Origin of the sequence: Streptomyces sp. S186, from assembly GCF_051603415.1 — a bacterium.
Lineage (GTDB): Bacteria > Actinomycetota > Actinomycetes > Streptomycetales > Streptomycetaceae > Streptomyces.
In genome coordinates, this window is record NZ_CP193932.1 from 3,718,466 (window position 1) to 3,736,663 (window position 18,198).

Here is an 18,198-nt window from a genome sequence, read left to right on the forward strand (position 1 = left end):
CAGGCTAAAACCTCGGGAGGCGCGGCGTGTATTCCGGGTGCCCTGGTCGGGCGGCGGTTCAGCTCTCCGAACGCGGTTCCTCGGGCGCGTCCGCCTTCTCCATGGAGACCGGCTGCGCCGCGGAGCCGTTGGCCGGGGCCAGCTCCCTGGGCGACAGCACCGGCGGGCGGGTCGAGGGCGTACGGCGCGAGGAGCCGGTCCACGCCGGGCGGGCCGGGCGCTTGACCACGTGCTTGAAGATCTCGGCGATCTGCTCCTTGTTGAGCGTCTCCTTCTCCAGGAGCTCCAGCACGAGGTTGTCGAGGACGTCGCGGTTCTCGACGAGGATCTCCCACGCTTCGTTGTGCGCGGTCTCGATGAGCTTCTTGACTTCCTCGTCCACCAGCGCGGCGACCTCTTCGGAGTAGTCGCGCTGGTGAGCCATCTCACGGCCCAGGAACGGCTCGGAGTTGTCCGTGCCGAACTTGATCGCGCCGAGCCGCTCGGTCATGCCGTACTGCGTGACCATGGCGCGGGCGGTGGCGGTCGCCTTCTCGATGTCGTTGGCGGCGCCGGTGGTCGGGTCGTGGAAGACCAGCTCCTCCGCCGCGCGGCCGCCCAGCATGTACGCCAGCTGGTCGAGCATCTCGTTGCGGGTGGTGGAGTACTTGTCCTCGTCGGGCAGGACCATGGTGTAGCCCAGGGCCCGGCCGCGGGACAGGATCGTGATCTTGTGGACCGGGTCGGAGTTCGGCGAAGCCGCCGCGACCAGGGCGTGCCCGCCCTCGTGGTACGCGGTGATCTTCTTCTCCTTCTCGGACATGATCCGGGTCCGCTTCTGCGGGCCCGCCACGACGCGGTCGATCGCCTCGTCCAGGAAGTGGTTGTCGATCAGCTTCTGGTCGCTGCGGGCCGTCAGCAGGGCGGCCTCGTTCAGGACGTTGGACAGATCGGCACCGGTGAAGCCGGGGGTGCGCTTGGCGACGGCCGAGAGGTCGACGTCCGGCGCGACCGGCTTGCCCTTCTGGTGGACCTTGAGGATCTCCAGCCGGCCCTGCAGGTCCGGGCGGTCGACGGCGATCTGCCGGTCGAAGCGGCCGGGGCGCAGCAGCGCCGGGTCGAGGATGTCCGGGCGGTTGGTGGCGGCGATCAGGATCACGCCGCCCTTCACGTCGAAACCGTCCATCTCGACGAGGAGCTGGTTGAGCGTCTGCTCCCGCTCGTCGTGACCGCCGCCGAGACCGGCACCGCGGTGGCGGCCCACCGCGTCGATCTCGTCGACGAAGACGATCGCCGGGGCGTTCGCCTTGGCCTGCTCGAAGAGGTCACGGACCCGGGAGGCACCGACACCGACGAACATCTCGACGAAGTCGGAGCCGGAGATCGAGTAGAACGGGACGCCCGCCTCACCCGCGACCGCGCGGGCGAGCAGCGTCTTGCCCGTACCGGGCGGGCCGTAGAGCAGCACGCCCTTGGGGATCTTGGCGCCGACGGCCTGGAACTTCGCCGGCTCCTGCAGGAACTCCTTGATCTCGTGGAGCTCCTCGACGGCCTCGTCGGCACCCGCGACGTCCGAGAAGGTCGTCTTGGGGGTGTCCTTGGTGATCAGCTTCGCCTTCGACTTGCCGAAGTTCATCACCCGGGAGCCGCCGCCCTGCATCTGGTTCATCAGGAACAGGAAGACGACCACGATGAGGACGAACGGCAGCAGCGAGAGCAGCACGCCGACGAACGGGTTCTGCTTCGAGGGCGAGACGGTGTAGCCGTCCTTGATCTCGCCGGTCTGGTACTTGGCCTGCAGGTTCTTCGCCAGGTCGACGCCCTGGTCGCCGATGTAGCTGGCCTGGATCTTGTTGGAGCCGGAGATCTTGTTGTCGCCGGACAGCTCGATCTTGATCTTGTTCTCGTCGCCGGTGGTGAGCTCGGCGGACTTCACCTTGTTGTCAGCGATCGCCTTGACGACCTGACCGGTGTCCACCGTCTTATAGCCGCCGGACGAGCCGACGACCTGCATCAACACGACCACGGCGAGGACGGCCAGCACGATCCACATGACTGGCCCACGGAAGTATCGCTTCACGTCCATCCACACGGAGCCGCCTAAGGCCCCGTCCCTCCTGCCACAGTGAGGCACAACGCCCCCGGGAGGGCTGGTCGTGCGTACGGTGTGTATTACTGGCCCGAAAACAGACTGCCTTCGGACGGTACCCCAGCATTGTCACCCGGCGCCCGTGCCGGCGGGGAACAATGAAGCCCGGGATTCCCCTTCTCCCTGCTCCAACGGCGGGAGACCCCGTAGGGTTCCCGCCCGCGACACGGGCCGTCGAGTCCTGGTCGTACCCGCCCGGCCGCGGCGGCCGGACGAGCGCGGGGTGGGCTCTCAGCCGCCGTAGACGTGCGGCGAGAGGGTACCGACGAACGGCAGGTTGCGGTACTTCTCCGCAAAGTCCAGGCCATAGCCCACGACGAACTCGTTGGGAATGTCGAAGCCGATCCACTTCACGTCGATGGCGACCTTGGCCGCGTCCGGCTTCCGCAGCAGCGTGCACACCTCCAGCGAGGCGGGCTCGCGCGAACCGAGGTTCGACAGCAGCCACGACAGCGTCAGGCCCGAGTCGATGATGTCCTCGACGATCAGGACGTGCTTGCCCTTGATGTCGGTGTCCAGGTCCTTGAGGATCCGGACCACACCGGAGGACTGGGTGCCCGCGCCGTAGGAGGACACGGCCATCCAGTCCATCGTGACGGGGGTGGACAGCGCACGCGCCAGATCCGCCATCACCATCACCGCGCCCTTGAGGACACCGACGATGAGCAGGTCCTTGCCCGCGTACTCCGCGTCGATCTTCGCAGCCAGCTCCGCCAGCTTGGCGTCGATCTCTTCCTTCGTGATGAGCACCGACTGAAGGTCGGCGCCCATGTCCTTGTCGTCCACCCGTGCCACTCTCGTTCGGTTCGGTGTGCAGATCGGTCGTCGAGCTCACGAAGCGGGAACCGGCCGTGAGATCACGAGACAGGGCGTGATCTCCTGCGGCTCAGCCCTGCCGAATGACCAGTCTGCCACCCTGCCGTCGCACACCCACGCGCCCGGGGAGGTTGATGGCCCCCTGCCCCCTCCAGGCCGTGATCAGCCGGTCCACTTCCTCGATGTGGCGGGCGAAGAGCGAACCGGCCGGCGAACCGGCCGCGATGACGGCCCGGCGCAGCACCCGGCGGCGCACCGCGGGCGGCAGCGCGAAGAGCCCGGCGACGTCCAGCGTGCCGGCCTCGTCGACGATCGCCGTCTCGGCCTCGGCGGCCCAGGCGTCCAGCGCGTCGGCGTCGTCGCGGGAGAGCTGGGCGGTCCGTGCCAGGGCCTCGACGACGCCCTTGCCCAGGCACTTCTCCAGAGCCGGCAGCCCCTCGTGCCGCAGTCGTGAACGCGTGTAGGCGGGGTCGGTGTTGTGCGGATCGTCCCAGACGGGCAGTGCCTGGATGAGGCATGCCGTACGGGCGGTCTGCCGGTCCAGGTCCAGGAAGGGGCGGCGGTAGCGGCCGTCGGTCCCGGTGGCCGCGGCCATGCCGGAGAGCGAGCGGATCCCGGAGCCGCGGGCCAGCCCCAGGAGGACGGTCTCCGCCTGGTCGTCGCGGGTGTGGCCAAGGAGGACCGCGCTGGCGCCGTGGCGGTCGGCGGCGGCGTCCAGAGCGGCGTAGCGGGCGTCCCGGGCGGCCGCCTCGGGGCCGCCGGTCCGGCCCACCTCGACGCCGACGACGTCGACGGGGTCGAGCTTGAGGGCCCGCAGCCGCAGGGCCACCTCGGCGGCGCGGAGGTCGGAGCCCTCCTGGAGGCCGTGGTCGATGGTCACGCCCCCGGCACGGACGCCCAGTTTGGGGGCTTCGAAGGCAAGGGCGGAGGCGAGCGCCATCGAGTCGGCGCCGCCGGAGCAGGCGACGAGCACGAGGGGTGCCTCGGGCCGGTCCTGCGCGCGGTGGTGGGTGAGCACGTCGTGGAGTACGCGGCGGACCGCCAGGCGTATCGCGGCGACCGCTGGATGGGGACCCATGTCCGTTTCCAATCGTTCAGCTGGGGGGCGAGCCTCGGGCCGAGGTCGGCACTTCGTCACACAGAGTGCCTAGATGGTGACAGAGGCGAGCAGTTCCCCGAGCATTGCACGCCTATCCACCCGTCACGGTCCCTCAGACGGGTGATTGAAGGGGCGCTCTTCTGCCGTGCGACGTGCCCGGCTCGCGTAATGTGCTTACGGTGCTCCGTCCGCCTTCCGGTGCACCCGCGCGACCCAGTCCGCCGGTTTGGCGATCTCCTGCTTGGTCGGGAGAGTGTTCGGCGACGTCCAGACGCGGTTGAAGCCGTCCATGCCGACCTCCTCGACGACGGACCGCACGAACCGCTCACCGTCACGGTACTGCCGCAGCTTGGCGTCCAGCCCCAGCAGCTTCCGCAGCGCCTGGTCCAGCCGGCCCGCGCCGCTGGCCCGCCGCTTCTGGAACTTCTCCCGGATCTCCGCCACCGAGGGCACCACCTCGGGCCCCACCCCGTCCATGACGAAGTCGGCGTGCCCCTCCAGCAGGGACATCACCGCGGTCAGCCGGCCGAGGATCTCCCGCTGCGCGGGCGTCTGCACCAGGTCCACCAGCGACCGGCTCTCCTCGCCCTCCTCGCCCTCCGGCTTGGCGCCGGCCAGCGACTGGGCGGCCTCCCGCAGCCGCTCCAGCAGCGTCCCCGGGTCGATGTCGGTCTCCGCGAGGAAGGACTGGACCTCCCCCTCGATGTGGTCCCGCAGCCAGGGCACGGCGCTGAACTGGGTCCGGTGGGTCTCCTCGTGCAGGCACACCCACATCCGGAAGTCGTGCGGCGCCACGTCGAGTTCGCGCTCCACGTGGACGATGTTCGGCGCCACCAGCAGCAGCCGGCCGCCCTGCGACCCGGCCGGCAGGTCCCGCGAGGCCGGGGCGAACGTCTCGTACTGGCCCAGCACCCGCGAGGCCAGGAACGACAGCAGCATGCCCAGCTCCACGCCGGTCACCTTGCCGCCGACCGCGCCCAGCACCGCGCCGCCGGGCATCTCCGACCGCCGGTCCTCCATCTTGGCGAGCAGCGGCTTCAGCACCGCCCGGAACCCGGCGACGTTGGCCCGGATCCAGCCGGGCCGGTCCACCACCAGGACCGGCGTGTCGTGCGGCGCCGCCTCGCCCGTCTCGCCCATCGCGCCGGGCTGCGCCATCCGGGTGAACGCCCGGACGTGCTCCTCGGAGGACTTGGCGTGCCGGCGCAGCTCGGCGACGATCGCCCGCGCCTCGTCCCGGCTCACCTCCGGACCGGGCCGTACGAACCGGGTCGCGGTCGCGACCGCGAGATTCCAGTCGACCATCTCGACACCACCGATGCTCGTCATGGGTTCACGGTACGGGGGTCGCTCCGCTAAGGGGTAGCCGAAGGGGGTGGGCAGCCCCACGTTGTCGGCTGTCCCGCCGTGGGGGTTAGCCGCCAGCTTTGCGCCTGCGGCGCGGGGCCGCTGCGCGGGGCTGTCGGGTGCGGTGCCGGGCCTCCGGGGCAGGGGGTGTGTCCGGACTGCTGCGCTTTACGTCCGGACACACCCCCTGCCCCTCCGGCCCGTCCCCTCCCGTGGGTGGTCATGGAGACGGTGAGTGGGGGCTGGCGTCCGTGGGTCTCCTTAGCGGCAGCCGCAGTTGGCGAGCGTGGAGGCCATGCGGTCCAGGGCCTTCTGGGCGGCCTGGGGGTCGGTGGTGCCGGTGGTCATGAAGGCGAAGGCCAGGAGGCGGCCGTCGGCGTCGACGACGGTGCCGGCGAGGGTGTTGACGCCGGTGAGGGTGCCGGTCTTGGCGCGTACGGTGCCGGCGCCGGCGGTGTCGCCGACGTAGCGGCCGCTGAGGGTGCCGGTGAAGGCGGCGACCGGGAGGCCGGTGACGGCCGGGCGGAGTTCCGGCTTGCCGGGTGCGGCGGCGGCCAGCAGGAGGTGGGAGAGGAGGTTCGCGGAGACCTTGTCGTCCCGGTCCAGGCCGCTGCCGTCCTCGAAGACGGCGCCGGCCAGCGGGAGGTGCTGGGCGGCCAGCGCGTCCCGCACGGCCCTGGCGGCGCCCTCGAAGCTGGCGGGCTGGTGGGCCGCGAGGGCGGTCTGGCGGGCCAGCGCCTCGGCGATGTCGTTGTCGCTGTAGGTCAGCATCCGCTCGACGAGGGCGGAGAGCGGCAGGGAGTGGACGACGGCGATCCGGTCGGAGTTCTTCGGGGCGCGGGCCTCGGCGGGGTCGCCGGTGACGGTGATGCCGCGTTCCTTGAGGAGGCCCGCGAAGGTGCGGGCGGCGTCGCCGGCGGGGTCGGTGGAGCGCGGCGCGGTGCCGTGGTCGCTGTCGTCGAGGCGGCCCTCGTCGGTCATCAGGGCGCTGACGGGGGCGATGTTCTCGTTGGGGCCGATGGGGTGCTCGGCGGGGCCGGTGAAAGCGGAGGCGTCGTAACCGAGGCCGACGGTGGTGAGCTTGCGCTGATGGAGGGCGCGGGCGGTGGCGTCGGCGAGGGCGCGCAGGCTTGCCGGCTGGTCGCCGGGGCCCGGGGCGGCCGCGCGGGCGGTCAGCGTCGGGTCGCCGCCGCCGACCAGGACGATCCGGTCCTTGCCGGCCAGCACCACACGGGTGTCGATGCGGTGGTCGGCGCCGAGCCGGGAGAGCGCGGCCACGGCGGTGGCCAGTTTGACGGTGGAGGCGGGGGTGGCCACCTGGTCCGGCTGCTCGCCGAAGACCTGCCGGCCGGCCGCGACGTCCACGACGGACGCGGTCCGCAGCGGGCCCAGCGCCGGGTCCGCCAGGAGCGGGGCGAGTGCGTCGGCCAGTCCGGCGTCGGTGGGCACGGGCGCGGCCCCGCCGCGGCCCACCGCGCCCCGTACGGGCCCGCCGAGCGCGGTCAGCACGGCCGGCGCGCTGGGCGCCGGGCCGGGCGCCCGGCCGTCATCGTGATGCTCGCCACCTGTTGCCGGAGCGGGGACCGCCGCCGCCCGCTCGGCCGTACGCTGACCGGAGTCCCACGGCCCGGCCGCCGTCACCGCGGCGACCGCGACCGCCAGACCGGTGGCGGCGGACACCGCTGTCAGCTGCCAGGTCTGCCGCGTCTGCCGCGGTGCGGCCTGCCACGTCCGCTGTGCGGCACCCGATGCGGTGTGCGCGGCGCGCCGTGCGGCCCGTGCCGCGGTGCGTGCGCAGCGCCCGGCCCGGCCTGCCGCCACCCGCGCGGAACGCTGCGCCGACTGCCATCTGACCTGCCACATTCGGGTCTCGGGCATCTCGGACCAGCCCCTTTCGCCACCACACACCTGCGTGGGGGACACTTAATCACCAGACGTATGTGTTGATCATGGAGGAGCCACCCGTGGAGTTCGACGTCACCATCGAGATCCCGAAGGGTTCGCGGAACAAGTACGAGGTGGACCACGAGACCGGTCGGATCCGCCTGGACCGTCGACTCTTCACCTCGACCAGCTACCCGGCCGACTACGGCTTCGTCGAGAACACCCTCGGCGAGGACGGCGACCCGCTGGACGCGCTGGTCATCCTGGATGAGCCGACCTTCCCCGGCTGCCTGATCACGTGCCGCGCCATCGGCATGTTCCGGATGACCGACGAGGCCGGCGGCGACGACAAGCTGCTGTGCGTCCCCGCCTCCGACCCGCGCGTGGAGCACCTCCGCGACATCCACCACGTCTCGGAGTTCGACCGCCTGGAGATCCAGCACTTCTTCGAGGTCTACAAGGACCTGGAGCCGGGCAAGTCCGTCGAGGGCGCCAACTGGGTCGGCCGCGCCGACGCCGAGGCCGAGATCGAGCGCTCCTACAAGCGCTACGAGGCGCAGGGCGGGCACTGACCCGACCGACGGAGCGGGTCCGGCGGCGACGGGGTTCTCCGGGGCTCCGCACACCCGCCGGCGCGCTCTGATTTTCGTACGCGAACGGGCGGCACCCATCCGGGGCCGCCCGTCGTCCGTGTCGCGGGTGCGGTGCCCGAGGTCCTCAGAAGCCGCGGGTCCGCTTGGCCGCGCGGCGCCCCGCGCCGGCCTCGGTGAGCCCGGGCGCCCGCAGGAACAGCCGCGCCACCTCGCCTCCGAGGTTGACCCCGACGGCGATCGCCAGCGCCAGCGAGGCGGCCTTGATCAGGGAGGAGAAGCCTTCCAGCAGATTCCCCTGGGCGAAGTTGAGCAGCCCGAAGTAGGTGGCACTACCGGGGAGCAGCGGGCCGATGGCCGCGGTCACATAGGGCAGCGCGGAGGCGTAGCGGTACCGGGAGAGCAGCTGGCCGAAGAGGCCGACGAGGCCGGCGGCGATGGCGGTGGAGGGCACCGCGTTGAAGTGTGCGTTGACGGTCAGCACCCCGTACACCACCCATGCGAGCCCGCCGTTTATGGTCGCGAACGCCACGGTGTGGCGCTCCTGTTGGAGCAGGACGCAGAACGCCAGCGCCAGCAGCATCGACGCCGCGATCTGCACCATCGGCTCGTTGTAGACCCGCAGCGCCTGCTGCGGACTGAGCCGCTGGAGGCCCGGGTCGGCCTGAACTCCGATGTAGAGCACGGACAGCACGCCGACGACGATGCCGACGATCAGGTAGCCGACCTCCAGCAGGCGCGCCGAGGCGGTGATGTAGTAGCCGGTCAGTCCGTCCTGCACGCTGGCGACCAGCGCCCGCCCCGGGATCAGGGCGAACAGCCCACCGGTGATCACCGCGGAGGACTGCACGCTGGAGTGCGCCAGGGCGAAGACCAGCCCGATCCCGGCGGGTGGCATCGCCGCGACCACGAACTGGTAGAACTCCGGCAGCCCGCGCGCCGACGCCAGCCAGGCGATCCGGTCGCCCAGCATCGAGCCGAGGGCCGCCGCGACGAACACCAGCGTCCCGCCGCCGACGAGCATGCTCGCCGCGCCGGAGAGCAGCCCGGAGGCCACCGTCAGCGCCCAGCTGGGGTACGGGTGCCGGTTGCGGCGGATCTCCGCCAGCCCGCGGTACGCCTCCTCGAGGCTGATCCCCTCCGACGTGATCTCGTCCACCAGCCGGAAGACCGCCGACAGCCGGTTGTAGTCCACGCCGCGCCGCCGGACCGTCCGGCTGGCGGTGAGCGGGTCGTCCACCAGCGACGGCTGGTACGAGATCGACAGCAGGGTGAAGGTGACGGTCGGCTCGACCCGCTCCAGCCCGTAGGCGTGCGCGACGCCGAACATCGCCGCCTCGACGTCCTCGGCGCCCTCACCGCCGGCCAGCAGGATCTCGCCGATACGCAGCGTCAGGTCCAGGACGCGGGGCACGGCGGGGCCGCCGCCCTCCTCCTCGGCGCGCTCCACGCGTTCGGGCACCGGCCGCTCGTGGATCGGCATCCGCAGCATGGTGCGCATCCGGTCCTGCCACGGTGCTTCCTTGGTCAGGCTGAGCACGGGTATGCCGTGCGGCGGCGTGAACGCCGGCAGCGGTGTCTGGCCGGTGGTGCCCCCCGGCGGGGCGAACGCCGACCCCTCGGGCTCCGCCGGCGCCTCCGCCAGCAGCCCGTCCGGCAGCGCGAACTCGGAGGTGGGGTGCTCCTCCTCAGGAGCCGGGGGCAAGGGCACGCCCAGCGGGGGCGTGAAGGCGCTGTGCGCCTCGTCCGGCGGTTTGCGTTCCTCGCTTCCGCGGGATGGATCCGACGACACCTGTCCCCACTCCTCTTGCCTGCGCCTCCTGCCGACTGGTCATGCACACGATGCCGTATGGCTGCGCCGCGCGCTTCTTTGGGGCCTTCCCACGTTGTCGGCTTCCCCGCCGTAGGGGTTCGGCTTTTTGCGCCTGCCGGCGCTTGGCCTTTGTCCGCTGCGCGGGGCTGTCGGGTGCGGTGCCGGGCCTCCGGGGGTGGTGTGCCGGAGGCCCGGCACCGCACCCGACAGCCCCGCGCAGCGGCACCGCAATGCGTCGCAGGCGCAAAAAGCAGCGGCGAACCCCTACGGCAGGAACGCCGACAACGTGGGAAGCACCGACCAAGCGTCAGCGTTTGGCGTGACGGCCCCGCGCCTGCGGGCGGGCCGCCGTCGCCGGAGCCACCGCCGGCTCCCGCTTCGCCTTCCTCCGGGCGCGGAGGAATTCGATGGCAACCGGCACCACGGAGATCAGCACGATCGCGACGAGGATCAGCTCGATGTTCTTGTGGACGAACGCGACGTTGCCCAGCGCCGCGCCCAGCAGCGTCACGCCGGCGCCCCACAGCGTGCCGCCGATGATGTTGAAGATGATGAAGGAGCGGTACTGCATCCGGCTCACGCCCGCGATGATCGGCGTGAAGGTCCGCACGATGGGCACGAAACGGGCCAGGATCAGCGACTTCGGGCCGTGCTTCTGGAAGAAGTCGTGCGCCTTCTCGACGTTCTCCTGCTTGAAGAGCCGGGAGTCGGGGCGGCTGAAGAGCGCCGGGCCGACCTTGCGGCCGAAGAGATAGCCGGCCTGGTCGCCCAGCACGGCCGCCAGCACCACCAGCGCGCACACCAGCCACAGCGGCTTGTCGATCTTGTCCGTGGTCACCATCAGGCCGGTGGTGAACAGCAGCGAGTCCCCGGGCAGGAAGAAGCCGATCAGCAGGCCGGACTCCGCGAAGACGATGAGCAGGACGCCGATCAGGCCGAAATTCGTGATCAAGTAGTCCGAGTTCAGCCACTGGGGGCCGAGCGCGAGAGTATTCACGGGGTGAAGGCTCCTGGGTCGAGGGCGCCCGGCTCGCGCGGCGCGACGAGCTGAAGCGAGGGGTGCAGGCGCGGTGTGCGGCCCAAAGCTATCAACGGACTATGACGTGCCGTGGTTCCAGGAGCGGCCCCCGGCCACGGCTCCGGGGCCGCCCCGGAGCCGTGTTTGACGACGGGTACCGGCGGCCGGTCGCTCCCCCACCGGCTCCTTGCGTGCCCACCCGAGCGCCCCCGACCGCTGGCCGCTCCCTCCGGTCCGGGTGATCCTGACCGGAGGAAGGGCAGGAGGTGCGGAGCATGGGCATCGAGGAGTACGGCGGCGGGCAGCACGCGCAGTCCGACGTCCTGGTCGTGACGACCAACGACGTACCGGGGTTTCACGTGAAACAGGTGATCGGCGAGGTCTTCGGCCTCACGGTGCGCTCCCGGCACCTCGGCAGCCAGATCGGCGCGGGCCTGAAGTCGATGATCGGCGGTGAGCTGCGCGGTCTGACCAAGACCCTCGTCCAGACCCGCAACCAGGCCATGGAACGCCTGGTGGAACAGGCCCGCTCCCGTGGCGCCAACGCCGTGCTGATGTTCCGCTTCGACGTCACCGAGGCCGCTGACGTCGGCACCGAGGTCTGTGCCTACGGCACGGCCGTGGTGCTGGAGGCCCAGGGCTGAACGCGGTCGGCGCCCCGGGAGACCAGCACCACGGCGGGGACGCTCACATGTGCCGCACCGCGTTGGCCAGCATCGCGTCCCGCATGTACACCGCGAGCCCGGGGTGGATCGCCTCGTAGGTGGCGGTGAACCGCTCGTCGGCGACGTACATCTCGCCGAGCCCGGTGTGGATCTCGTAGGTGCAGTCGTAGTACGCCCCGCCGATGAAGCGCCGGTGCTCCTCGGCGACGTCCATCGCCGCCTCGGAGTCCGCCGGCACCCCCTGCGCGAGCAGGTCCGCCATCTTGCGGTGGATGGCGTCGAACTCGTCCTTCAGCCGCTTCCAGTCCTCCTTGGTGTACGTGGCGGTCCGGCGCTGCGATTCCTTGTAGGCGTCGGTGCCGCCCCAGCGCCGCTCGGCCTCCTCGGCGTAACGGTCGGGGTCGAAGTCGCCGAAGACCTCGAACTTCTCCTCCGGGGTGAGCCGTACGTTCATCCTGCGTGCCTCCATTGCTCGTTCGACGGCGGCGGCCATGTCCTGGAGTCGGCCGATCCGCGCGGTCAGCAGGTCGTGCTGGCGCCGCAGATGTGCCTGCGGGTCCGCGTCCGGGTCGTCCAGGAGGTCCGCCACCTCGTCGAGCGGAAAGCCGAGCTCCCGGTAGAACAGGATCTGCTGGAGCCGGTCCAGGTCGGCGTCGCCGTAGCGGCGGTGTCCCGCGTGGCTGCGCTCGCCGGGCACCAGCAGCCCGATCTCGTCGTAGTGGTGCAGGGTCCGCACCGTCACCCCGGCGAAACCGGCCACCTGGCCTACCGAATAGCTCAACTTCCGCTCCCTCGTCGGTCATCGGTACGCGCTTCACGATGGCTCCTCACGCGGCGTGAGGTGCAAGTCCGGATGCTGAAAAGCCGGTGAGGCGGCGCGCCGGCGGGTGAGATCCTCCGCGCATGCTCGGAATAACGGATCTGTCCACGTACCTGGCGGGCCTCGCCCTGATCATCCTGCTGCCCGGGCCGAATTCGCTGTACGTCGTCTCGGTGGCCGCCCGCCGCGGCCGCCGGGTGGCGTACCGGGCGGCGGCGGGTGTGCTGTGCGGCGACACGGTGCTGATGACGCTGTCGGCGGGCGGCGTGGCCTCGTTGCTGAAGGCCAGCCCGGTGCTGTTCGGGATCGTGAAGTTCGCCGGCGCGGGCTATCTGACGTGGCTGGCCGTCGGGATGCTGCGCGGCGCCTGGTCCCTGTGGCGCGGCGGCCGGGCGTCCCGGGCGGCGCTGCGGGACGCCGGGGGCGAGCAGGCCGGCAGGGCCGTTGACGGACCGGCGGACGGGGCGGTTCCGAAGAAGGCGCCCGTCGAGCGGCCGTTCCGCCGGGCGTTCGTGGTGAGCCTGCTCAACCCGAAGGCGATCCTGTTCTTCATCTCGTTCTTCGTGCAGTTCGTGGACCCCGCCTATGCGCACCCGGCGCTGTCCTTCGTGGCGCTCGGCGCCTGGGCGCAGCTGTTCAGCTTCAGTTATCTGTCGTTGCTGATCTTCAGCGGGACGTTCCTGGCGGCGACCTTCCGGCGCCGCAGGCGGCTGACGGCCGGACTGTCCGCGGGCGCCGGCGCCGCCTTCCTCGGTTTCGCCGCGAAGCTGTCGCTGGCCGGCGCGAGCTGAGCGGTACGGGCCGGGCCCGCGCGACGCCGGTCCCCTGGCCGGGCCGGCACCCGCGCGAGCCCGGCCCGGGCGCGCTTCCACTGGGCGAACCCTGGAAGCCATCCGCACCTTATGCCCCTATTGTCGGGTTCCAGGAGGTGCGTCCATGCCCCTGCACGACGTCAACGTCGCCGTCATCTACTACTCGTCGACCGGAACCGTCGCCGAACTGGCCCGGCTGATCGCCGACGCCGCCGAGCACGCGGGCGCCGACGTCCGGCTGCGCCGGGTCGCCGAGCTCGCCCCGCAGTCCGCCATCGACTCCAACCCGGCCTGGGCGGCCAACGCCGCCGCCACCGCCGACATCCTGGAGGCCACCCACGACGACATGGTCTGGGCGGACGCGGTGCTGTTCGGCAGCCCCACCCGCTTCGGCAATGTGACGTCCCAACTCAAGCAGTTCATCGACACCCTGGGCGGCCTCTGGCAGCAGGGCCGGCTGGCCGACAAGGTCTACAGCGGCTTCACCGCCACCCAGTCCAAGCACGGCGGCCAGGAGTCCACCCTCCTCGCGCTCTACCACACCGTCCACCACTTCGGCGGCATCCTCGTCCCTCCCGGTTACACGGACCCGGCGAAGTTCGACGACGGCAACCCCTACGGCACCTCGCACGTCGGCGGCCCGGAGACCCCGCTGGACGCCCCCGTCCGCACCGCCGCCCGCATCCAGGCGGAGCGGGTCGTGAAGTTCACCAAGGCGATCAAAGCCGGCCTGGCCGCCGCCGGTTGACGAAAGGCCGCAGCAGATGACCCTCCACAAAGGCGCCTCCGCACACGACCGCGGACGCCGCGGCCACCCGGTGAACCCCTTCTACGGCGAGGCCGACCCGACCTCCGGCATGGAGACCTCCCCGCCGCGGCACACCCTCCCCCAGGGCCCGATCTCCCCGCACACCGCCTACCAGTTCGTCCACGACGAGCTGATGCTGGACGGCAACGCCCGGCTCAACCTCGCCACCTTCGTCACCACCTGGATGGAGCCGCAGGCCGACGTCCTGATGTCGGAGTGCCGGGACAAGAACATGATCGACAAGGACGAGTACCCGCGCACCGCCGAACTGGAGCGGCGCTGCGTGGCGATGCTCGCCCACCTCTGGCACGCCCCCGACCCACACGCCGCCATCGGCTGCTCCACGACCGGCTCCAGCGAAGCCTGCATGCTCGCCGGCATGGCCCTCAAACGCCGCTGGGCCCGGCGCAACCAGGACCGCTATCCGGGCGCCGCCCGCCCCAATCTCGTCATGGGCGCCAACGTCCAGGTCTGCTGGGAGAAGTTCTGCAACTTCTGGGAAGTGGAGGCCCGCCAGGTCCCCATGGAGGGCGACCGCTTCCACCTCGACGCGGACTCCGCCGCCGCCCTCTGCGACGAGAACACCATCGGCGTCGTCGCCGTCCTGGGCTCGACCTTCGACGGCTCCTACGAGCCGGTGGCGGAGATCTGCGCGGCCCTCGACGCCCTCCAGGAGCGCACCGGCCTGGACGTACCGGTCCATGTGGACGGCGCGTCCGGCGCCATGATCGCGCCGTTCCTCGACCCCGGGCTGGTCTGGGACTTCCGCCTCCCCCGGGTCGCGTCCATCAACACCTCAGGACACAAGTACGGCCTGGTCTACCCCGGTGTCGGCTGGGCGCTCTGGCGCGACCAGGCCGCGCTCCCCGAGGAACTGGTCTTCCGCGTCAACTACCTGGGCGGCGACATGCCGACCTTCGCCCTCAACTTCTCCCGCCCCGGCGCCCAGGTGGCCGCCCAGTACTACACCTTCCTGCGGCTGGGCCGGGACGGATACCGCGCCGTCCAGCAGATCACCCGTGACGTGGCCCGCTCGATGGCCGAACGGATCGGCGCGCTGGGCGACTTCCGGCTGCTCACCCGGGGCGACCAGCTGCCGGTCTTCGCCTTCACCACCGCCGATGACGTCACGGCCTTCGACGTCTTCGACGTGTCCCGGCGGATGCGGGAGCGCGGCTGGCTGGTCCCCGCCTACAGCTTCCCGCCCAACCGCCAGGACCTCTCCGTCCTCCGCGTGGTCTGCCGCAACGGCTTCTCGCTGGACCTGGCCGACAACTTCCTGGCCGATCTGGAGCAGCTGCTACCCGAACTCCGCAGCCAATCAGCCCCGTTGGGCCGCCCGGAGCAGCTCGCGACCGCCTTCCACCACTGACGGACGGCGGGCGCACCCCGGAGGGAGCCCCGAGCCGCCCCGCGCCCTCAGCCGGCGCCGCCCGCCCCGCCCCCGTCCTCGCCGGTGCCGCCCTCCGGCACCGCGTACGGGTTCTCCTGCCCCTCCGCGAGCACCCCCACGAACGGCTCCCCCTCGCCGGCGAAGACATACGCCCCGCCCTCGATCCGCTCGATCAGCCCGCGGGTCCACGCCGCGCCGCTGTCCGCCGCGTGCACCCACATCCCCATGATCTCGCCGATGTGGCCGAGCCGTCCCGGCCCGCCCTCGGGCACATAGGACGAGGTGACCGTGGCCCGCCACTCCTCAAGGGCCCGCACCCGCTCCCTCAGCAGCGCCACCGCCTCGTCCCGCGGCAGATCGACGATGAAGCCGATCCCGGCGCTGAGCAGGTCGGTCCTCGGATCACGCTGCACCAGCGCCGCCCGCAGCAGCCGGAAGTACTCCTCCTCGCCCGCCGGCGTCACCTCGTACTCGGTGCGCGGCGGCCCGCCGGCCGTGCTCGGCGCGACGTCATGGGCGAGCAGCAGCCCCTGCTTCGCCATCTGCTTCAGGGCGTGGTAGATCGACCCCGGCTTGGCGTGGGACCACTCGTGCGCGCCCCAGTACTCCAGGTCGTTGCGGACCTGATAGCCGTGCGCCCGGCCGTGCTGCCGCACGGCCCCCAGCACCAGCAGCCGGATCGCCGACATCGCCACCTCAATCCCGGAGCGCGCATCCCGCACGCGCCCTGCCGCCAGCCTAGGGGCCGGGCGCCGGGACCGGTGGGCTACCCCTCCCGCGCCGTGCGCTCCTCGTCGACCAGCGCGAACGCGGTCTTGCCGTCCAGGGACTCCCGGACGATGTCGGCGTGGCCGGCGTGCCGGGCGGTCTCCTCGATCAGGTGCAGCACCAGCCACCGCATCGACTGCCGGCCGTCCTTCGGGAACCACGGAGCCGGGGGCAGCGGGAAGGTGTCGTCGAGGCTCGGCACGGCGCGGACGAACTTCTCGGTCTCGGCCGCGACCTCCTCCCAGTACGCCAGCATCCCCGCGACGGTCTCGCCGTCCTGGAGCTGGAAGCTCAGGTGCCAGTTGCTCTGATCGCGCGGAACGCTGTGCTCCCGCTGCTGCGCGAGCTCCAGCCAGCGCTGCTCCACCTCCGCGACGTGCTTGACCAGCCCGCCCAGCGACAGCTCGCTGGCGCTCGGCCGCTCCTTGGCCTGCGCATCGGTCAGCCCCAGGACCGCCCGCCGCAGTCCGCCGCGCTGCGCCTCCAGGAAGGCCAGCAGCGCACCGCGCTCGTCACCGTGGGCCTCGGCCGGAACATGAGTGGGCATGGGTTTCACCTTTCGTCACGTCGACGGCGGAGCGCCGCGGGGCGTCCGGCCCGGTACCGAACCGTCCGGCCGCCTTCCGACATCCCCAACGCTACGAAGGAAGTAGGACAGTTGGCGTCCTAGATCCGAAACGGATCGAGAAGAACCGGCCCCGATACCGCCCGGATCACGCCCCGCCTCACAGCGGGAACGGCGTCCGCCCGTGCTGGATGGACACCCACTTCTGCGTCGTGAACGCCTCGACCGTGGACTCGCCGTTCAGCCGCCCGATCCCGGAGAACTTCTCCCCGCCGAACGCCACCTGCGGCTCGTCGTGCACCGTCCCGTCGTTGACGTGGATCATGCCGGTCTCTATCCGCCGGGCGATCCGCGCCCCGCGCTCCGCATCGGCGGTGTGCACCGCGCCGCTCAGCCCGTACGGGGTGTCGTTGGCGATCCGCACCGCCTCGTCCTCGCCGTCGAACGGCACCAGCAGGGCCACCGGCCCGAACAGCTCCTGGCCGTGCAGCGCGGAGTCCGCGGCCAGCCCCGCCAGCACGCTCGGCTCGACGAGGTTGCCCTCGGTACGGCCGCGCAGCAGCGCCGTGGCCCCCTCGGCTATCGCCCGGTCGACCTGCGAGGTCAGCGCCTCCGCCTGGAAGGAGTTGATCAGCGGGCCTATCTGGGTGCGCGGATCGCGCGGATCGCCGGTCCGCAGCGCCGCCACCCGGGCCACGAACTTCTCGGTGAACTCGGCCTCGATGGCGCGGTCCAGCAGCACCCGGTTGGCAGCCATGCAGACCTGGCCCTGGTAGACGAACCGACTGAAGACGGCGGCGTCCACCGCGTAGTCCACATCGGCGTCGTCCATCACGATCAGCGCGCTGTTGCCGCTGAGTTCGAGGATCACCCGCTTGAAGTGCCCGGCGCTGACCGCCGCGACATGCCGGCCGACCTTGTCCGACCCGGCGAACGAGATCACCCGCGGCACCGGGTGCTCGATCAGCGCGTCCCCGATCTCCGCGATGTCGGTGATCAGCACATTGAGCAGCCCGTCCGGCAGCCCCGCGTCCTGGAACAGTCTGGCGATCAGCCCGCCGCCGGTGATGGGGGCGTTCTGGTTGGGCTTGACGACCACCGCGTTGCCCAGCGCCAGCGCCGGCGCCACGGACTTCATGGAGATCAGGAACGGGAAGTTGAAGGGGCTGATCACGCCGATGACCCCGGCCGGCAGGGTGTAGACGCGGTTCTCCTTGCCGTCCACCGGGGACGGCAGTATCCGCCCCTGCGGCCGCAGCGCCAGCTGGGTCGCCTCGCGGACGAACTCCTTGGCGAGCCGGACCTCGTAGGCGGCCTTGATCCGGGTGCCGCCCAGTTCGAGGACGAGCGCCTCGACGATCTCCTCCTCGCGCTCCTCGATCAGCCGCAGCAGCCGCTCGGTCACCTGCCGCCGCTCGTAGGGATTCCGCAGCGCCCAGTCCCGCTGCGCCCGCTCCGCGGCGCGGTAGGCGGCATCGACCTGGTCCACGCCGGCGACCGTGATCGACGCCAGCTTCTCCTGGTCGTAGGGGTTGAAATCGATGATGTCCCACGAGCCACTGCCGGCCCGCCACTCACCGTCGATGAACTGGTAGGCCAGGTCTGCGAAGAAGGACATGGCATCCCTACTCTGTGCGGCACTGCTCTGCGGGGGGCTGATCCGGCGTCATCC

The 18,198-nt window shown here is 71.4% G+C and carries 16 protein-coding genes; 5 read left to right on the forward strand and 11 right to left on the reverse strand.

Annotated elements, in window-relative coordinates; translation table 11 throughout:
• Positions 1-58 precede the first annotated feature (58 nt).
• The 5 genes from ftsH to dacB form a co-directional block, all read right to left on the reverse strand.
• Positions 59-2,065, reverse strand: a complete 2,007-nt coding sequence (gene ftsH / locus ACRAS8_RS15705) for an ATP-dependent zinc metalloprotease FtsH (protein WP_438486674.1) — start codon at positions 2,063-2,065, stop codon at positions 59-61.
• A gap of 294 nt (positions 2,066-2,359) precedes the next feature.
• Entirely contained in the window at positions 2,360-2,899 is a 540-nt protein-coding gene (gene hpt / locus ACRAS8_RS15710; RefSeq protein ID WP_037812418.1) for a hypoxanthine phosphoribosyltransferase, read from the reverse strand.
• A gap of 115 nt (positions 2,900-3,014) precedes the next feature.
• On the reverse strand, positions 3,015-4,022 hold the full coding sequence (tilS, locus tag ACRAS8_RS15715; protein ID WP_438486675.1) for a tRNA lysidine(34) synthetase TilS: 1,008 nt from the start codon (positions 4,020-4,022) through the stop codon (positions 3,015-3,017).
• 195 nt (positions 4,023-4,217) lie between these two features.
• The gene (locus ACRAS8_RS15720; protein ID WP_438486676.1) at positions 4,218-5,372 is read right to left on the reverse strand and encodes a zinc-dependent metalloprotease; all 1,155 of its coding nucleotides are present in this window, start codon (positions 5,370-5,372) and stop codon (positions 4,218-4,220) included.
• Between the two features lie 279 nt (positions 5,373-5,651).
• On the reverse strand, positions 5,652-7,268 hold the full coding sequence (gene dacB / locus ACRAS8_RS15725; protein ID WP_438486677.1) for a D-alanyl-D-alanine carboxypeptidase/D-alanyl-D-alanine endopeptidase: 1,617 nt from the start codon (positions 7,266-7,268) through the stop codon (positions 5,652-5,654).
• A gap of 86 nt (positions 7,269-7,354) precedes the next feature.
• Here dacB and ACRAS8_RS15730 point away from each other — a divergent pair, with 86 nt between their 5' ends.
• Positions 7,355-7,846 (forward strand): inorganic diphosphatase, encoded by a 492-nt coding sequence (locus ACRAS8_RS15730; RefSeq protein ID WP_438490499.1) that lies wholly within the window; start codon positions 7,355-7,357, stop codon positions 7,844-7,846.
• 145 nt (positions 7,847-7,991) lie between these two features.
• On the opposite strand, the gene ACRAS8_RS15735 is transcribed toward ACRAS8_RS15730, so the two are convergent.
• Positions 7,992-9,656, reverse strand: a complete 1,665-nt coding sequence (locus ACRAS8_RS15735) for a threonine/serine ThrE exporter family protein (RefSeq protein WP_438486678.1) — start codon at positions 9,654-9,656, stop codon at positions 7,992-7,994.
• Positions 9,657-9,984: 328 nt separating this feature from the next.
• A complete protein-coding gene (locus ACRAS8_RS15740; RefSeq protein ID WP_438486679.1) occupies positions 9,985-10,674 on the reverse strand; it encodes a DedA family protein in 690 nt (229 codons plus the stop codon).
• A 296-nt stretch (positions 10,675-10,970) separates the two neighbouring features.
• On the opposite strand from ACRAS8_RS15740, the gene ACRAS8_RS15745 reads away from it, so the two are divergent.
• Complete coding sequence (locus ACRAS8_RS15745) at positions 10,971-11,339, forward strand: YbjQ family protein (RefSeq protein WP_438486680.1); 369 nt, start codon at positions 10,971-10,973, stop codon at positions 11,337-11,339.
• A 43-nt stretch (positions 11,340-11,382) separates the two neighbouring features.
• On the opposite strand, the gene ACRAS8_RS15750 is transcribed toward ACRAS8_RS15745, so the two are convergent.
• On the reverse strand, positions 11,383-12,141 hold the full coding sequence (locus ACRAS8_RS15750; RefSeq protein ID WP_438486681.1) for a MerR family transcriptional regulator: 759 nt from the start codon (positions 12,139-12,141) through the stop codon (positions 11,383-11,385).
• A 122-nt stretch (positions 12,142-12,263) separates the two neighbouring features.
• Here ACRAS8_RS15750 and leuE point away from each other — a divergent pair, with 122 nt between their 5' ends.
• From leuE to ACRAS8_RS15765, 3 genes are all read left to right on the forward strand, one after another.
• Positions 12,264-12,971 (forward strand): leucine efflux protein LeuE, encoded by a 708-nt coding sequence (gene leuE, locus ACRAS8_RS15755; protein WP_438486682.1) that lies wholly within the window; start codon positions 12,264-12,266, stop codon positions 12,969-12,971.
• A gap of 145 nt (positions 12,972-13,116) precedes the next feature.
• A complete protein-coding gene (gene wrbA, locus ACRAS8_RS15760; protein WP_438486683.1) occupies positions 13,117-13,740 on the forward strand; it encodes an NAD(P)H:quinone oxidoreductase in 624 nt (207 codons plus the stop codon).
• A gap of 16 nt (positions 13,741-13,756) precedes the next feature.
• Positions 13,757-15,172 carry a glutamate decarboxylase gene (locus ACRAS8_RS15765; RefSeq protein WP_438486684.1) on the forward strand — a complete coding sequence of 472 codons (1,416 nt, stop codon included), beginning with the start codon at positions 13,757-13,759 and terminating at the stop codon, positions 15,170-15,172.
• Between the two features lie 47 nt (positions 15,173-15,219).
• On the opposite strand, the gene ACRAS8_RS15770 is transcribed toward ACRAS8_RS15765, so the two are convergent.
• From ACRAS8_RS15770 to ACRAS8_RS15780, 3 genes are all read right to left on the reverse strand, one after another.
• Positions 15,220-15,882: a PadR family transcriptional regulator gene (locus ACRAS8_RS15770; RefSeq protein ID WP_438490500.1), complete on the reverse strand. Its 663-nt coding sequence runs from the start codon at positions 15,880-15,882 to the stop codon at positions 15,220-15,222.
• Between the two features lie 77 nt (positions 15,883-15,959).
• Positions 15,960-16,508 carry a DinB family protein gene (locus ACRAS8_RS15775; protein ID WP_438486685.1) on the reverse strand — a complete coding sequence of 183 codons (549 nt, stop codon included), beginning with the start codon at positions 16,506-16,508 and terminating at the stop codon, positions 15,960-15,962.
• Positions 16,509-16,686: 178 nt separating this feature from the next.
• The gene (locus tag ACRAS8_RS15780; RefSeq protein ID WP_438486686.1) at positions 16,687-18,144 is read right to left on the reverse strand and encodes an aldehyde dehydrogenase family protein; all 1,458 of its coding nucleotides are present in this window, start codon (positions 18,142-18,144) and stop codon (positions 16,687-16,689) included.
• Positions 18,145-18,198: the final 54 nt, after the last annotated feature.

Bases quoted from the DNA above. Each gene is read 5' to 3' on its own strand.
- ftsH (WP_438486674.1), bottom strand. From the start codon at position 2,065: ATGGACGTGAAGCGATACTTCCGTGGGCCAGTCATGTGGATCGTGCTG.
- hpt (WP_037812418.1), bottom strand. From the start codon at position 2,899: ATGGGCGCCGACCTTCAGTCGGTGCTCATCACGAAGGAAGAGATCGAC.
- tilS (WP_438486675.1), bottom strand. From the start codon at position 4,022: ATGGGTCCCCATCCAGCGGTCGCCGCGATACGCCTGGCGGTCCGCCGC.
- ACRAS8_RS15720 (WP_438486676.1), bottom strand. From the start codon at position 5,372: ATGACGAGCATCGGTGGTGTCGAGATGGTCGACTGGAATCTCGCGGTC.
- dacB (WP_438486677.1), bottom strand. From the start codon at position 7,268: ATGCCCGAGACCCGAATGTGGCAGGTCAGATGGCAGTCGGCGCAGCGT.
- ACRAS8_RS15745 (WP_438486680.1), top strand. From the start codon at position 10,971: ATGGGCATCGAGGAGTACGGCGGCGGGCAGCACGCGCAGTCCGACGTC.
- leuE (WP_438486682.1), top strand. From the start codon at position 12,264: ATGCTCGGAATAACGGATCTGTCCACGTACCTGGCGGGCCTCGCCCTG.
- wrbA (WP_438486683.1), top strand. From the start codon at position 13,117: ATGCCCCTGCACGACGTCAACGTCGCCGTCATCTACTACTCGTCGACC.
- ACRAS8_RS15765 (WP_438486684.1), top strand. From the start codon at position 13,757: ATGACCCTCCACAAAGGCGCCTCCGCACACGACCGCGGACGCCGCGGC.
- ACRAS8_RS15770 (WP_438490500.1), bottom strand. From the start codon at position 15,882: ATGTCGGCGATCCGGCTGCTGGTGCTGGGGGCCGTGCGGCAGCACGGC.
- ACRAS8_RS15775 (WP_438486685.1), bottom strand. From the start codon at position 16,508: ATGCCCACTCATGTTCCGGCCGAGGCCCACGGTGACGAGCGCGGTGCG.
- ACRAS8_RS15780 (WP_438486686.1), bottom strand. From the start codon at position 18,144: ATGTCCTTCTTCGCAGACCTGGCCTACCAGTTCATCGACGGTGAGTGG.